Consider the following 13,666-nt stretch of genomic DNA (forward strand, 5'->3'; position numbering starts at 1 on the left):
AGTAAAGATGAAACTATTTTTTCATAAAGTAACCAATTGGGAGTACTGGCCTTTTAAAGTGCTGTACGTTCCTATTTATTTTCTTTGGGCCTATTATGCGATCAAAGCAAGATCAGTATTCTTCTTTAATGCGTCTAATCCGAAGATAAAAAACGGCGGGTTTATAATGGAAAGTAAAAAACAAATTTATGATTTGCTTCCCAGAGAATGTTATCCCAATACTATTTTGATCAAAGAGAATACGGATCTAAATAAGATTGCAGAAAAAATAGTCGAAAACAGAATTTATTTTCCTTTAATCGCTAAACCTGATATCGGTTTAAGGGGGTCTGGTGTAAAAAAAATAAGAAATGTTTTTGAGTTGAGTGAATATGCCGGAAAAGCAAATTTTGATTTTTTATTGCAGAATTTGATTCCATTTAAAAATGAAGTTGGTATTTTTTACGTGCGTCATCCACACCAAAAAGAAGGCAAAATTACCGGAATTGTTTCGAAAGAATTTTTAATTGTTACCGGTGACGGAATCTCAACTATTGAAGGGTTAATCTGTAAAACGCCAAGATTTCAATTGCAGCTTGATGTTTTAAGAGAGGAATACGGAGATCAACTGCATCAGGTTTTGAAATATGGTGAAAGAGTAAATTTGGTTCCTTTCGGGAATCATGCCCGTGGTGCAAAATTTTTAGATGGAAGCGATTGGATCACACCAAAGTTAACCGCAATGATTGATAAAATTGCTAAAGAGGTTCCGGAATTTTATTTTGGGCGTTTTGATATTATGTACAACACTTTCGAAGAATTAGAACGTGGAGAAAAGTTTCAGGTTGTAGAGCTTAACGGGGCAGCCAGTGAACCAACACATATTTATGATCCTAAACATTCTGTTTGGTTTGCCTGGAAAGAATTGGCAAGACACATCACTTATATGTATGAGATCAGTGCTGCGAATCATAAAAAGGGAGTGCCATACCTGAATTATAAAGTTGGAATCCGGGAATATAAATTGCATTTGGCTCAGAACAGTAAGATTATAAATTTTTAAAAAATGAAAAGGTTAAAGAATGTCTCAATTGGATTTTTGGTGAGCTTCATCGGATCGATCCCGTTAGGATATTTGAACGTAGTAGGTTTGGAGATTTATTCGAAATCAGGACTTTTTAATTTGGTTTTCTTTCTGTTCGGAGTCATTTTTGTCGAAAGTTTCGTTATTTATTTTACTTTACTTTTTGCCAGAGAACTAATCGATAATAAAAAATTAATGAAGCTAATTGATTTTTTTGCTATCGGATTTATGTTTGTTCTGGCTTTTCTCTTTTATTACGGGTTTCATCAAGCCGAAAAATCAAACGATAAATTAATGGAGTATTTAGGGTATTCGCCATTTGTTATCGGAATGATTTTAAATTGTTTCAATTTTTTACAGCTGCCTTTCTGGACGAGCTGGAATCTGTATTTGCTTAGCGGAAAGTATATTGTCGTAGAAAAAAAGTTAAAATATTATTATATTGCAGGAACTTTGATTGGTATTTTTTTCGGGATGTTAAGCCTGATTGTGGTTTTACAGACTATTTTTGAAAAAAGTAATCCATTATCAAGGTACGTGATGCCTGTTTTTATTCCGATATTTTTTATGGTCTTAGGGAGTATTCAGGTATTTAAAGTGTATAAAAAATATTTTAAATCGACCGCTTTAGAGGTTTAGCCCCTGAAGCGCAATTAAATCATTCTTTATGAAAAAACTTTATATTCTACTTCCTTTTGTTTTTCTGGCCTGTAAATCAAACCCTGTTACAGTGAACACTACATCTTCAACAGCTGTTTCAAAACCTATTGAAGTTGCCTATAAAGTAAAAGAATCTGAAGTTTCAGATTTTTTGAAAGAATTGTCTTCCGATGAGATGGAAGGTCGTGAAACAGGCACAAAAGGTATCGAAAAGGCTGCCGCTTTTTTAGAGAATTTTTTAAAGAAGAACCATGTGGAACCTTATTTTACTGCCTATAAAGACACGTTGACGAACTTTAAAACACCAGCCTATAATATTGTGGGAGTGATAGAAGGAACCGATCCTGCGCTGAAAAAAGAATTCGTGGTCTTAAGTGCGCATTACGATCACATCGGATTAGAGAAAAAACAACAGGCAGATGTTGTTTTTAACGGAGCGAATGATGATGCGTCCGGAGTTACAGCAGTTGCAGAGATGGCAAAGTATTTTAGCGAAACAAAATCAAACAAACGCAGTATTCTTGTTGTGTTTTTTGCCGGAGAAGAAAAAGGATTGTTAGGTTCCAAAAGCCTCGTGCAAAAACTTAAAAAGCAAAATTTTAATTTATACACACAATTGAATATCGAAATGATTGGTGTACCTATGAAACGTGATTATCTGGCCTATATTACCGGTTTTGACAAAACCAATATGGCTGCGAAAATAAACGAATACACGGGTAAAAAGACTATTGGTTTTTTACCGAAAGAAGCAGAGTACAAATTGTTTTACCGATCGGATAATTATTCTTTTTATGAGGCATTCAAAAAACCATGTCAGTCTATAAGTACTTTCGACTTCGAAAACTTCGACTTTTACCATCATGTTTCAGACGAATTTAAAGTAATGGATATTTCACATATGACTTCTTTTATTCAGGAGTTTCTGCCGGCAGTGACCAAAATTGCAATCACACCCACAGAGGAAATTACGATGAATAAATAATACTGTCCTTTTATTCGATTTGCTTATTTTTGCTTTATGAAAAATATTATTGTTACCGGAACCAGTCGTGGAATTGGTTACGAATTGGCATTGCAGTTTGCCAATGCAGGTCATCAGGTTTTGGCAATTTCAAGAAAAACACCTCAGGCACTTTTGGAGCATCAAAACATTAGCTGTTTGTCAGTAGATCTGTCAGATGAAGCGGCTTTACAAGAAGTAGATCAATTTCTTTCGTCTGCCTGGAAGAAAGTGGATGCAGTGGTTCATAATGCAGGTGCATTGTTGTTAAAACCTTTTGCAGAAACCACTCAGTCCGATTTTGAAAGTATTTATAAAGTGAATGTTTTTGCGGTTGCCAACTTAACTCGTATTTGTCTTCCTTATCTTCAAAGCGGAAGCCATGTGGTTACAATCAGTTCTATGGGCGGCGTAAGAGGAAGTTTGAAATTTGCAGGTTTAGCGGCTTATAGTTCCAGTAAAGGAGCTGTAATTACTTTAACCGAATTGCTGGCGGAAGAATATAAAGAAAAAGGAATCTCATTTAATGTTTTGGCACTGGGTTCCGTTCAGACTGAAATGCTAAATGAAGCTTTCCCCGGTTATCAGGCACCAATATCCGCCGAAGGAATGGCAACGTATATTTATGATTTTACGCTTAACGGAAATAAATATTTTAACGGAAAGGTTTTAGAAGTTTCGTCCACGAATCCATAAGCTAAAATTCCAAACATATATGTCGGGCCGAGCGAAGTCGAAGCCCTTTTTACAAATAACATTTAACTTATAGTGAACGAGACCCTTGCAAAATATATACCGGAACATGCTGTAAGGCCTGTTTTTGATTTGATTGTTGCCAATCAGGTTCATCTGAAAATCGTGAATGAGCGTCAGACGCGTCATGGAGATTACAGAAGAGGGCCTAGTGGCAAACATGAAATTACGGTGAATGCAAGTTTAAATAAATATCGTTTTCTGATCACGCTGATTCATGAAATTTCGCATTTAGTGGCGTTCGAAAAGTTTGGCAGAAATATTAAACCTCATGGAAATGAATGGAAGTTTACCTTTCAAAGAATGATGGTTCCTTTTATTCGTCCTGAGATTTTCCCAAGTACTCTATTGCCGTTATTAGCCCGACATTTTAAGAACCCTTCAGCAAGTAGTGATACCGATACGACCTTGTCTTTGGCCTTAAAACAATACGATGCGCACAACGATAAGAACTATATTTTTGAAATCCCCTATGGAAGTGTATTCAGGATTAAAAATGGTAAAACATTCAAGAAATTGGCCGTTAGAACCAAACGTTTTGAATGTATCGAAATTAGCTCAGGAAAAACGTATCTGTTCAATCCAAATGCCGAAGTGGAGATAATCCAATAAAAGAAAATTCCAATAAAAAAAATCCAAATTCCAACTGCATAAGTATTGGAATTTGGATTTTTTTTATTGAGTTTCCCAGCGGAATTTGAAATTTTAAAATCTTATCCTTTCAAATATGCCTCTCGAACTTTTTTAAACAGATTAGAAGAATAAACGAATTTTACAATGGCTTCATTATCCGTTCTGAAGATTTCTTCTTTAGTTCCCTGCCACGCTTTAACTCCTTTTTTCAGGAATACGATATTCTCACCAATTTCCATCACCGAGTTCATATCGTGAGTGTTAATAACCGTAGTAATGTTGTACTCTTCTGTAATTTCCTTGATCAGATTATCAATCAGAGTAGAGGTATTTGGGTCCAGACCTGAGTTAGGTTCATCGCAAAATAAGTACTTTGGATTGTTTACAATTGCACGTGCAATTGCAACACGCTTTTGCATTCCTCCCGAAATTTCAGAAGGTAATTTTTTATGGGCATCAATTAAGTTTACTCTTTCCAGAACAAAATCAACACGTTCTTTGACTTTAGCCTTGTTATCGTTTGTGAACATTTTTAGTGGGAAAGCGACATTTTCTTCAACAGTCATCGAATCAAACAAAGCACTTCCCTGAAAAACCATTCCGATTTCGGTTCTTAATTCTCTTTTTTCATCCGGATCCAGTTCTGAATAAACACGGCCATCAAATTCAATAGTTCCATTATCGGGAGTATGAATTCCTAGCAGGCTTTTTAATAAAACAGTCTTTCCGGATCCACTTTGTCCAATAATTAAGTTCGTTTTTCCAGTTTCAAAAACTGTCGAAACACCTTTTAGAACTTTGCTGTCGCCAAATGATTTTTCTAAATTTTTTACTTCTATCATGATCCTAGTAACAATTGTGTTAGTATATAATTAAAAAGAATGATTGAAACCGAAGTCCAAACAAACGATACTGTACTGGCCTTACCTACCTCTAGTGCACCACCTTTCATGTAATAACCGTGAAAAGATGGAATAGTAGCTAAAAGCATAGCAAATATTAGAGTTTTAATAAAAGCATAAACGATGTGAAAAGGAATGAATTCTATTTGGGCTCCAATAATAAAGTCACTGCTGCTCGTAAAACCTCCGTAAACACCAGCAAGCCATCCACCAAAAATTCCCAGGAACATACTGATTCCAATCACAAAAGGATACAATAGTAAAGCAATAATTTTAGGGAAAACAAGATAGTTAAGAGAGTTTACCCCCATAACTTCCAAGGCATCGATTTGCTCTGTAACGCGCATAGTTCCGATGCTTGAAGTAATAAAAGATCCCATTTTTCCGGCCATAATTACCGAAATAAAAGTAGGAGCAAACTCCAAAATCACAGATTGACGTGTAGCAAAACCGATTAAATATTTTGGGATTAAAGGATTAGTTAAGTTTAAAGCCGTTTGAATCGCAACAACACCTCCAACAAAGAAAGAGATAAAGCAAACGATACCAAGAGAGTCAATAATCAAATCATCAATTTCTTTAAAAATTAATTGTCGCATAACAGGCCATTTAGTCTGTTTATTGAAAATCTCTTTCAGCATTAAAAAATATTTCCCAACCTGGGATAAGTAACGAATTAGCATCATAGTTTTACAAATATTGGCTAAATTAAGGATTAGTTTACAGTTTATAGTTTCAGTTTACAGTTTTTTAATTTTTTTAAGATTTAAAAAACTTCTGTTTCATTTTCTGCAAACGATAATTTCTAATAAATTTAGCTTGTTCGGGAGTAACGAGTAATGGCGTTTTTGCTTTTTTTGCTTTCCAGAATCCACGGATATAATCCAAAAAGAGAAATGGTTTTTTCTTCATCATCGCCAATTTAGCCGATGCAATTGCAGTAATCCAGAAGCCATATCCTAAAGTATAAAACGCTTCGCCTTGTTTGTATCGGGCCGTTTTGTTATAGTTGGCACCAGTTGGTTTCAGATGTTTTACGTGTAAAGAAGCGTCGGTAACAATTTTCCATCCGTAGTATTTACAAAGAAGTTCGTCTACAGTGTCCCAGCCCATAGCCGGTTTTAAACCGCCAATTTGCTGAAATGTTTCTTTGCGATAGGCTTTGAGTGCTCCGCGGATATGATCTTTATCGGTAAGGTTTTCTAAAACCCAGTCTCCATTTTTTTCAATATAACAAAAACCTCCCGCCATTCCTACTTTTGAATCAGATTGAAAATGTGCGATAATAGTTTCGAAATAATTGGAAGGGAAAATAAGATCACCGTCTATTTTTACCATAATATCATAGTCGGAATCCAAAGTTTCTAAGCCTTTCTGAAACGCCTGAATGACTTTACTTCCCGGCATATGAATGGCATCTGATGTTTTGTTTACAACAGAAATAAAAGGGTTTTCTTTTGCAAAACCCAGTACAATTTCTTCTGTTCGATCTGTTGAATTGTCATTTACCACAACAACTTTTGATGGTAAAACAGTTTGTGAAACCAAAGACTGTAAGGTCAAGCCAATTAAATCTTGTTCGTTGTGAGCCGGGATGACGATGTAATACTTCATAATTTTCAATTTAAATCCCAATTCTTTAAATTCCAAATTCCAATCAAACCGGGCTTAATTGGAATTTGGATTTTTTTTATTGGAATTTGACTTTAGGCTTTTATTTTTTCCGCCACAACAATATAATATCGTGGAGTAAAATATCTCAATAAAGGTCTGAAACCAAACTTTTTTACCGGATGTGTAAATTTTTGACGATCGGTAATTTTCCAGCCTGTTTTTTCTAAAAGCCAGTCCAATTGCCAGTCTTCGAATTCATGATAATGTCTGTCCCACATATCAGTTTTAGAACGATATGCAGATGAAAACCATAAACGTAATGGAATTGATATTAACAATTTATCACATTTTACATTTTGCAGAATGGTGTAGGGATTTAGCAAATGTTCGAAAATTTCAAAAGCGGTAAAAACACTATATTCTTCTGTTTGTAAAGCTGTTTGATCGTTGTCCAGATCTTCGCCTTTTGTATTTTTTACAGTATAACCATTTTCTTCCATTATCTTAGAGAATGGATTTGGTACACCAAAATCAAAAATAGTCTCTGATGTTTTAACGTGTTTTTGTAAAAATTCTAAAGTAAGTTTGAATCTTTTATTGGGAAACGTTTTTTCGTACATAGTCATTGCGAGGAACGAAACAATTTCTCGTTCTTGATTTTATAATTAGGTCGCAAATATACTAAAAAAAGTCCGCACCATAGGTTACGGACTTTTTTAGTTTACAGTTTACAGTCGCAGTATTTAGTCTCAATATTCAGTCACAGTTTGCAGTCTACTGAATACTGAGACTGAATACTGCGACTTAAAACTAATATCTGTAAACAAAAGCATTGACATTCATTCCTGCCCCAACAGAGGCAAAAATAACAACATCACCTTTATTTATTTCGTGATTTTCCAGTTTCCCCTGAATCAATAAATCATAAAGAGTTGGTACTGTGGCAACACTGGAATTTCCTAAATCATGTATGCACATTGGCATAATGTTTTCGGGAGGTGTTTTTCCGTATAGTTTATAAAAACGGGCAATAATGGCTTCGTCCATTTTTTCATTGGCCTGATGAATCAGAATTTTTTTCACTTCATCAATGGATATTCCACTTTTATCAAGACAGCTTTTCATCGCACATGGTACCTGACTTAAGGCAAATTCGTAAATTTTACGTCCGTACATTTTGATGTATTTAATGTCCGGATCTAAATCAGGGTTGTATGATTTTCCAAAGAATAGGTAGTTGGCTTCATCAGTTGCAAAAGTAGCACTTTCATAAGATAGTAATCCTGCTTCATCATCAGAAGCTTCTAAAATAGAAACACCTGCACCATCTGAATAAATCATTGAATCACGATCGTGATCGTCAACCACTCTTGATAGTGTTTCAGAACCAATTACCATCACTCTTTTTGCCATGCCTGATTTTATAAAGGCATTGGCCTGCAGGACACCTTCAATCCAGCCCGGACAGCCAAAAATAATATCATAAGCCACACATTTAGGATTTTTAATACCTAGTTTGTTTTTTACACGTGTTGCTAAACTTGGAAGAATATCAGTTTGATGGGTCCCCGCTTTTACGTCACCAAAATTATGTGCGTAAATGATGTAGTCTAAGGTTTCGCGATCTATTTTAGCATTTTCAAGAGCTTTTTCGGAGGCAAAAAAGGCCAAATCAGATGAAGTATGTTGGTCTTCGGCATAACGACGATTTTCGATACCGGTGATGCCTTTGAATTTTTTTATTACAACTTCGTTAGGGTAACCAAAAGGAGTTCCGTCCTCATTTAAAAAAACATGATCACCAAAGTCAGTATTGCTTACTTCTTGAGTAGGAATGTAACTTCCTATACCTATTATTTTTATTTTCATTATTCCTTTATTGTCCGGTAAATTTAGGGCTAAAGTATAAATAAAATCATGATAACTATCATAAAAAATACTATGCGTGCATATAATTGAGGAATAGTAATTTTTTGGGGGATATATTGGTTATTTTATAATGAATTATAGATTTTAGCGAGATTTCAAACGTTTGCGATCGGTGGTTTATTGGTGTAATTTTTCTCTTAGAGTAAAAAGTGTTTTTTAATTTGTTACAAATGAAACAGAAGCATGTAAAAGTGTTGAAATAAAAAATCCGACAGGTTTTTAAAACCTGTCGGATTTGGATAATATATATTAAAAGAAAAACTTAATTTTTAGTTTTCCATATAAGCTTCAATAGGAGCACAGCTGCAAACTAAATTTCTGTCTCCGTATGCGTCATCTACACGACGAACTGACGGCCAGAATTTATTGTCGGCAATGTATTCTAATGGGTAAGCTGCTGTTTCTCTTGAATAAGGGAAATCCCAGGTATCAGCAGTTAACATTGCTAATGTATGAGGTGCATTTTTTAATACGTTGTTTTTGTCATCGGCTGTTGCAGCTTCAATTTCTTTTCTAATTGAAATAAGAGCATCACAAAAACGATCTAACTCCGCTAAATCTTCAGATTCTGTAGGTTCAATCATTAAAGTTCCGGCAACCGGGAAAGAAACGGTAGGAGCATGGAAACCATAATCCATTAAACGCTTCGCGATATCACCAACTTCAATTCCGTTTTCTTTAAACGAACGGCAATCTAAGATCATTTCGTGAGCCGCTCTTCCACATTCTCCTGTATAAAGAATTGGGTAGTGCCCTTCGAAACGTGTTTTCATGTAGTTCGCGTTCAGAATAGCATGCTCAGTAGCACTTTTTAATCCTTCACCACCCATCATTGTGATGTAGCCGTAAGAAATTAAACATACTAAAGCTGATCCGTAAGGTGCAGATGAGATAGCTGTAATCGCTTGTTCACCACCTACTTTAAGGATTGGGTTTGTTGGTAAGAAAGGAACCAGTTTTTCGTTCACACAGATTGGTCCAACTCCAGGTCCACCGCCACCGTGAGGAATAGCGAATGTTTTGTGTAAGTTTAAATGACAAACGTCAGCACCAATTGTAGCCGGGTTAGTTAAACCAACCTGAGCATTCATATTCGCACCATCCATATATACTAATCCGCCATTGTCGTGGATTAATTTAGTAATTTCAATGATTGAAGATTCGAAAACTCCATGAGTAGAAGGATACGTTACCATTAAACAAGATAAATCATCTTTATGTTCGATCGCTTTTTCTCTTAAATCCTCTACATCAATGTTTCCTTCCGGAGTAGTTTTAGTTACAATGATTTTCATTCCGGCCATAGCTGCAGAAGCAGGGTTGGTTCCGTGAGCTGATGAAGGAATCAAACATACATTACGGTGACCTTCATTTCTTGACATGTGGTAAGCACGAATAGCCATTAATCCGGCATATTCTCCTTGTGCTCCTGAGTTAGGTTGTAATGTTGTTCCGGCGAATCCTGTAATTACATTTAACTGCTGCTCTAATTTTTTAAGCATGGTGATGTAACCTTCTGCCTGTTCAACTGGCGCAAAAGGGTGAATGCTGTTCCAGTTAGGCATTGATAAAGGAAGCATTTCTGAAGCTGCGTTTAATTTCATTGTACAAGAACCTAATGAAATCATCGAATGATTCAATGATAAATCTTTACGTTCTAATTTTTTGATGTAACGCATTAACTGACTTTCTGAATGATGATTGTTGAATACATCATGTGTTAAGAAAGGAGATGTTCTTTCTAATGAAGCCGGTAACTGACTTGCCTCAGATAATTCAGAAACGGTAAAAGTTTCTTTTCCTAAAGCTTCAGCAAAAATGGCAATAATTTGGTTGATGTCAGCAATTGAAGTCGTTTCGTTGAATGAAATCGAAATGGATTCGGTATCAGGGTAGAAGAAGTTTACTTCGTTTTTCTCTGCAACAGCTTTTACTTTTTGAGCGTCAGCTTTTACTAAAATAGTATCAAAGTAAGCAGTGTTGGTTTGGTAAACTCCTAATTTATTTAAAGCTTCAGCAGCAGTAACTGCTGATGCGTGTACTTTGTTTGCAATGTATTGTAGTCCTTTTGGTCCGTGGTAAACCGCGTACATTCCGGCCATAACTGCTAATAATACCTGAGCGGTACAAATATTTGAAGTCGCTTTTTCACGTTTAATGTGTTGCTCACGAGTTCCTAACGCCATACGTAACGCACGGTTTCCGTTTACATCGATCGAAACACCAATGATACGGCCCGGCATAGATCGTTTGTATTCTTCTTTAGTGGCAAAGAATGCAGCATGAGGTCCGCCATAACCCATTGGTACACCAAAACGCTGTGAAGTTCCAACTACTACAGCAGCTCCCATTTCTCCAGGAGAAGTTAAAGCAGCTAATGATAAAATATCAGCAGCGAAGGCAACTTTAATTTCATTTTCTTTTGCTTTAGCAACAAAAGTGCTGTAATCGTTTACCTGACCATATTTTCCCGGGTACTGTAAAATAGCTCCGAAAAATTCATTTGAAAAATCAAATGTTTCATGGTTTCCAACTACTAATTCAATTCCAACCGGAGTTGAACGTGTTTGAAGAACAGATAAAGTTTGTGGCAAAATTTCTTCAGAAACGAAGAATTTGTTTGTATTGTTTTTCTTTTGGTCACGTGTACGAACGTCAAATAATAACGCCATAGCTTCTGCAGCAGCAGTTCCTTCATCTAATAAAGAGGCGTTGGCGATTTCCATTCCGGTTAATTCAATAACCGTAGTCTGGAAATTTAAAATTGCTTCAAGACGACCTTGAGCAATTTCAGCCTGATAAGGAGTATAAGCTGTATACCATCCCGGGTTTTCAAAAATGTTTCTTTGAATTGGAGCCGGAACGATTGTTGGATGGTAACCCAAACCAATGTATGATTTGAATACTTTATTTTTCTTTCCTAATTCCTGAATATGGTTTGCAAACTCATACTCCGTCATAGCCGGATCTAAGTTTAATGGTGCTTTTAAACGAATATCATCCGGAAGGGTTTCATAAACAAGTTGTTCGATCGATTCAACTCCGATAGTCTGTAACATGTGTTGAAGATCTGTTTCTCTTGGACCAATGTGTCTTAAAGCAAAAGCATCTGTTTTCATATAGTAGTAAAAGTGTTGTTTTTTAGTCGCGCAAAATTAAGTATTAATAATAATTTAATGCACATTTTTAACTTCATTTTTTGTGAAATTTTCAATTAAAGATATGGTTTCTTAATAATTGATTAGATTTGAATAATGAAAGTGTTAAAGTACATATTAGATTTTTACCTGAATGGCAGTATTCATGTGGCTTTATCATGTTACGCACTCATTCGGATTACCTTTCATGTGTTTCATATTCAGTACGATGAGTCGATGGCATTGTTTGGTTTTTTTGGAACAATTGTGGGGTATAATTTTGTTAAATACGATGTTTTGGTTCGTGTTCAAAAGAAAAAAATCGGAAACCAGTTGAAAATTATTGCCATTTTGAGTTTTATTTCACTGTTTTTGGTGGGCTATTATTTTTTTCAGTTGAAGCAGATTACTCAAATTGTTTCAATTGTGATTTTTTTAATAACGGCACTTTACACCCTTCCGTTTTTTCCGAATCGGAGAAATGCACGAAATTGGGCTGGGGTAAAAATTTATATCGTAGCAGTTTGCTGGGTGGGCGCTACCTTAGTTTTACCTTTAATAAATGCCGAAATTCCTTTTACCAGTGATTTTTTTATAAAATGTATTCAGCGTTTCGTTTTGGTTTTTGTTCTGGTTTTGGTTTTTGAAATTATCGATTTGGCCAATGACGATCCGCATTTACAAACAGTTCCTCAAACAATAGGAGTAAAACGAACCAAAATTTTAGGACTATTATTGCTGATTCCTTTTTGGGGATTAGAAGTTTTTGTTTCTACTTTTAATTATCATGATGCTTTTATCAATCTGATAATGATTTTTGTATTGATGTTATTTATTGCATTTGCAAACCCCAATCGCTCCAAATATTATACTTCTTTTTGGGTGGAAAGTGTTCCCATATTTTGGTGGCTGATGATACTGTTTCTTTAAAGTAGTTTTTCCTAAAATAAAAAAACCGATGCGCATACATCAGTTTCCTTAGGAGTGAAATAAAATCTTACTTCGTTTTTTGTTCTGCTAGGGCTTTATTCAGGTCGGCTTTAGCTTCGGCTAGTTTCTTTCTTTTCTTATCAATTTTTTCTTTGCTTTCCTGATCTTTTATGGCTTTGTTTAGATCATCGGTTCTTTCCTTGACTTTTTGCTGTTTTTCCTGAACTTTTTTGTTAAGGTCTTTGTTCACTGTTTTTGTCGTACAGTTTTTTTTAGTTTTCGAGATAGCTTCTTCGACTCCTTTTATTTGACTTTGATTGCCGGCCTTTTTGGCAGCAATCAGTTTTATGTTTAATTCACATAGTTTTCTTTCACAGCCTTTTAGTGTTTTGCAATTGTTTTGTGCAAATCCGATGAAAGAAATAGTAAAAAAAACAACCGATAGTATTTTTGCTTTTAATGTCATAAAGTTTAATTTTAGTTAGTTTACGGATTCTCGAAAATCGTGTCTGACAATAAAAGTAAGAAATTTAAAGTTTTTTTTCCAAAACTATTTTGAGTGTTTTATTTCTTTCCAAAAGGAAGTTCATAAGATGTTTTTCTAAAAATAAAATATCAAAAAGTTCACCTAAAATTCCAAATGGAGTTTCATATTGCAGTTTGTCTTTCATGATAGTAAATCCGTCTTTTTCTTCAAAAAAATGTTCGTGTTTGAAAGATTTGAATTTGCCCTGTTCCATTTCGTCGACAAAGTAGGTATAAGGTTTCATTGCTGTAATTCGGCTTTTATGAGTGAGATAAAAACCGAAATGTTTGCCACGCCAGGTTACTGTTTCATTTAATTGGATTAAGCCGGATGTTACACCGGCAATTGCTTTTTCTTTTGATGAACTGGCAGATTGCTGATGAATATCAATATTTCTTGAAGCATCAAAAACCGATTTTTGAGAGGCTTTTATTAGGGTTGTAAGGTTTAGGACCGTCATTTTCGGTATCATTTTTTTAGGTTGGGGATATGAGTGTTACCAATATGTAATCTCTC

At 35.2% G+C, this 13,666-nt stretch carries 14 protein-coding genes; 6 read left to right on the forward strand and 8 right to left on the reverse strand.

Annotation, left to right across the window (positions count from 1 at the left end; genetic code table 11):
• The first annotated feature begins 7 nt into the window (after positions 1-7).
• From B0A80_RS13850 to B0A80_RS13870, 5 genes are all read left to right on the forward strand, one after another.
• Positions 8-1,042: a D-alanine--D-alanine ligase gene (locus B0A80_RS13850; protein ID WP_089077648.1), complete on the forward strand. Its 1,035-nt coding sequence runs from the start codon at positions 8-10 to the stop codon at positions 1,040-1,042.
• Between the two features lie 3 nt (positions 1,043-1,045).
• On the forward strand, positions 1,046-1,702 hold the full coding sequence (locus B0A80_RS13855) for a hypothetical protein (protein WP_089077649.1): 657 nt from the start codon (positions 1,046-1,048) through the stop codon (positions 1,700-1,702).
• Between the two features lie 28 nt (positions 1,703-1,730).
• Positions 1,731-2,708, forward strand: coding sequence for a M20/M25/M40 family metallo-hydrolase (locus B0A80_RS13860; protein ID WP_089077650.1), 978 nt, complete (start codon positions 1,731-1,733; stop codon positions 2,706-2,708).
• A gap of 36 nt (positions 2,709-2,744) precedes the next feature.
• Positions 2,745-3,422, forward strand: coding sequence for an SDR family NAD(P)-dependent oxidoreductase (locus B0A80_RS13865; protein WP_089077651.1), 678 nt, complete (start codon positions 2,745-2,747; stop codon positions 3,420-3,422).
• A gap of 72 nt (positions 3,423-3,494) precedes the next feature.
• Positions 3,495-4,091, forward strand: a complete 597-nt coding sequence (locus B0A80_RS13870; RefSeq protein WP_017498766.1) for a SprT-like domain-containing protein — start codon at positions 3,495-3,497, stop codon at positions 4,089-4,091.
• Between the two features lie 101 nt (positions 4,092-4,192).
• Here B0A80_RS13870 and B0A80_RS13875 read toward each other — a convergent pair whose 3' ends face one another.
• The 6 genes from B0A80_RS13875 to gcvP form a co-directional block, all read right to left on the reverse strand.
• Positions 4,193-4,954 (reverse strand): ABC transporter ATP-binding protein, encoded by a 762-nt coding sequence (locus B0A80_RS13875; protein WP_017495095.1) that lies wholly within the window; start codon positions 4,952-4,954, stop codon positions 4,193-4,195.
• Positions 4,951-5,700 carry an MlaE family ABC transporter permease gene (locus tag B0A80_RS13880; protein WP_017495094.1) on the reverse strand — a complete coding sequence of 250 codons (750 nt, stop codon included), beginning with the start codon at positions 5,698-5,700 and terminating at the stop codon, positions 4,951-4,953. Before B0A80_RS13880 ends, B0A80_RS13875 begins: the two co-directional genes overlap by 4 nt.
• 73 nt (positions 5,701-5,773) lie before the next feature.
• Positions 5,774-6,628, reverse strand: coding sequence for a glycosyltransferase (locus B0A80_RS13885; RefSeq protein WP_089077700.1), 855 nt, complete (start codon positions 6,626-6,628; stop codon positions 5,774-5,776).
• 92 nt (positions 6,629-6,720) lie between these two features.
• Positions 6,721-7,248, reverse strand: a complete 528-nt coding sequence (locus B0A80_RS13890) for a methyltransferase (protein WP_017495092.1) — start codon at positions 7,246-7,248, stop codon at positions 6,721-6,723.
• Positions 7,249-7,438: 190 nt separating this feature from the next.
• Positions 7,439-8,497 (reverse strand): 3-oxoacyl-ACP synthase III family protein, encoded by a 1,059-nt coding sequence (locus B0A80_RS13895; protein WP_089077652.1) that lies wholly within the window; start codon positions 8,495-8,497, stop codon positions 7,439-7,441.
• A gap of 329 nt (positions 8,498-8,826) precedes the next feature.
• Positions 8,827-11,676, reverse strand: coding sequence for an aminomethyl-transferring glycine dehydrogenase (gene gcvP / locus B0A80_RS13900; protein ID WP_089077653.1), 2,850 nt, complete (start codon positions 11,674-11,676; stop codon positions 8,827-8,829).
• 135 nt (positions 11,677-11,811) lie between these two features.
• On the opposite strand from gcvP, the gene B0A80_RS13905 reads away from it, so the two are divergent.
• Positions 11,812-12,624 carry a hypothetical protein gene (locus B0A80_RS13905; RefSeq protein ID WP_089077654.1) on the forward strand — a complete coding sequence of 271 codons (813 nt, stop codon included), beginning with the start codon at positions 11,812-11,814 and terminating at the stop codon, positions 12,622-12,624.
• 67 nt (positions 12,625-12,691) lie between these two features.
• Here the strand turns inward: B0A80_RS13905 and B0A80_RS13910 are convergent, their stop codons facing one another.
• Both B0A80_RS13910 and B0A80_RS13915 read right to left on the reverse strand, forming a co-directional pair.
• Positions 12,692-13,090 (reverse strand): DUF1090 family protein, encoded by a 399-nt coding sequence (locus B0A80_RS13910; RefSeq protein ID WP_089077655.1) that lies wholly within the window; start codon positions 13,088-13,090, stop codon positions 12,692-12,694.
• A 64-nt stretch (positions 13,091-13,154) separates the two neighbouring features.
• Positions 13,155-13,610, reverse strand: a complete 456-nt coding sequence (locus B0A80_RS13915) for an SRPBCC family protein (RefSeq protein WP_165769258.1) — start codon at positions 13,608-13,610, stop codon at positions 13,155-13,157.
• Positions 13,611-13,666: the final 56 nt, after the last annotated feature.

The organism is Flavobacterium tructae (genome assembly GCF_002217475.1).
In the GTDB taxonomy this organism is placed as follows: domain Bacteria; phylum Bacteroidota; class Bacteroidia; order Flavobacteriales; family Flavobacteriaceae; genus Flavobacterium; species Flavobacterium tructae.

Excerpts from the sequence above, each read along its gene's own strand:
- B0A80_RS13880 (WP_017495094.1), bottom strand. The coding sequence starts at position 5,700 with ATGATGCTAATTCGTTACTTATCCCAGGTTGGGAAATATTTTTTAATG.
- gcvP (WP_089077653.1), bottom strand. The coding sequence starts at position 11,676 with ATGAAAACAGATGCTTTTGCTTTAAGACACATTGGTCCAAGAGAAACA.
- B0A80_RS13915 (WP_165769258.1), bottom strand. The coding sequence starts at position 13,610 with ATGACGGTCCTAAACCTTACAACCCTAATAAAAGCCTCTCAAAAATCG.
- B0A80_RS13890 (WP_017495092.1), bottom strand. The coding sequence starts at position 7,248 with ATGTACGAAAAAACGTTTCCCAATAAAAGATTCAAACTTACTTTAGAA.
- B0A80_RS13855 (WP_089077649.1), top strand. The coding sequence starts at position 1,046 with ATGAAAAGGTTAAAGAATGTCTCAATTGGATTTTTGGTGAGCTTCATC.
- B0A80_RS13910 (WP_089077655.1), bottom strand. The coding sequence starts at position 13,090 with ATGACATTAAAAGCAAAAATACTATCGGTTGTTTTTTTTACTATTTCT.
- B0A80_RS13885 (WP_089077700.1), bottom strand. The coding sequence starts at position 6,628 with ATGAAGTATTACATCGTCATCCCGGCTCACAACGAACAAGATTTAATT.
- B0A80_RS13895 (WP_089077652.1), bottom strand. The coding sequence starts at position 8,497 with ATGAAAATAAAAATAATAGGTATAGGAAGTTACATTCCTACTCAAGAA.
- B0A80_RS13905 (WP_089077654.1), top strand. The coding sequence starts at position 11,812 with ATGAAAGTGTTAAAGTACATATTAGATTTTTACCTGAATGGCAGTATT.
- B0A80_RS13875 (WP_017495095.1), bottom strand. The coding sequence starts at position 4,954 with ATGATAGAAGTAAAAAATTTAGAAAAATCATTTGGCGACAGCAAAGTT.
- B0A80_RS13865 (WP_089077651.1), top strand. The coding sequence starts at position 2,745 with ATGAAAAATATTATTGTTACCGGAACCAGTCGTGGAATTGGTTACGAA.
- B0A80_RS13850 (WP_089077648.1), top strand. The coding sequence starts at position 8 with ATGAAACTATTTTTTCATAAAGTAACCAATTGGGAGTACTGGCCTTTT.
- B0A80_RS13860 (WP_089077650.1), top strand. The coding sequence starts at position 1,731 with ATGAAAAAACTTTATATTCTACTTCCTTTTGTTTTTCTGGCCTGTAAA.